This is a genomic window from Viscerimonas tarda, from assembly GCF_054601255.1.
The window spans coordinates 1-1,361 of the sequence record NZ_BAAHWV010000129.1; the positions used below are offsets into that span (position 1 = coordinate 1).

Genomic DNA, 1,361 nt, shown 5'->3' on the forward strand with positions numbered 1-1,361 from the left:
GGCATCAGGGCGGGGGATGTCAGCGGACATATCTTGCAGGTTTTATAGATTTCGGAGTAGGGAACCGCAAAATATTCGCAGATATCCCGTTCTGCTTGCCGGTAGGTTTCGAGTTTTGAGGCGGGTTGCAATGCTGATGTACCTCCCCAAACCGGTAATATTACCAATACCCTGGCATTAGGAGCCTTGCGCAACAAGGTTTCGAGGCACAGGCGGAATGCTTCGGCAAACGAGGCGTCGATGTTTAGCGTATTGAAGCTTTTTGCCAATACGGTGGCGCTGTCTCCCAGCGTGGTATTGCTTCCCGCGTCATTAACGCCTACCATGATGGTAACCAGTCCGGCGAAATTGTCGGGAACCTGATTCACTTGTGCTATCAGTCCGGTAGAACCGATTGCTTTTATTCCACTGACTGCCAAATTGACGAACGGCGAAAAGGCAAAGGCCGTGCTCAGCAACCTCGGGTAAGGCATTGTTGCTCCATAGCCGTAAGTGATGGAATCGCCCAATGCCATGTAGGGAATGGGCGCCTTGCCCTTTTCCATGATGGTAACGCCAACACACAAATCTACATTGGCATCGCTTGCCGCGCCTATAATACCGCCACCCACCGGATTGCCGCCTCCGCTTTTGTGTCGCCACAACCCGCTGAAAAACAGCCATTCGCTCGGTTCCAGTTTCCGGTTGACGGGTATCTCGTTTATTCCAGCCGTGGCATTGTGGGTTTTCGACCAGACTACCCCGCTGCCATTGTTGTTCGATGCAAACACAATGGTAATGGTATTGGCCGAGGCTACGCCAAGCCTTATCGAATCTATGTATTTCCCCTTGATGGCCGACTGGTCGGCATACCCGAACAGGCTTCCGTTTGTGGTAGCCGTGCCGGTACTGTACGGAATTATTTCTACGGGATACTCTTCGCCCTGCCCGTCATCTTCCAGCTCAACCACATTCTGGCGGGGAACCAGCAAATTCGGTATATAGAACGATTCGCCCGTAGCGCCTCCCGATTTTCGGATGTAGTAGGGAGCCAGGTTGTTCGACTTCATATTTACGCGGATGTAGGCCGCATTGACAGGCGGCGTGAACGATGCTTGCGTTCCTGTGGTCGAAATAAACAGCTGGTTGGCATCGAAATACGCCAAAAACACCGATGCGCCGTCGCTGATGTTCGTTTCGTATTCCACACCGCCCTTTACAGGTACATAACCGGTCAGGAACCACTGGTTTGACGCGCTAACCGCACCGGTTTGGTCTATCATGCCGGACGCAATTTCCGTGCCCGAAGTCAGGATGCTTCCCGAGTTCACCACTACATCGGTCGGTATGGCTCCCTTAATATCGCCCACGCCGATAATTAC

General features: G+C 52.7%; 1 protein-coding gene. It reads right to left on the bottom strand.

Annotated elements, in window-relative coordinates; all coding sequences use genetic code 11:
• The coding region (locus ACYPWY_RS16270) for an SGNH/GDSL hydrolase family protein (RefSeq protein ID WP_459686596.1) at positions 1-1,361 on the bottom strand (1,361 nt) is incomplete at both ends.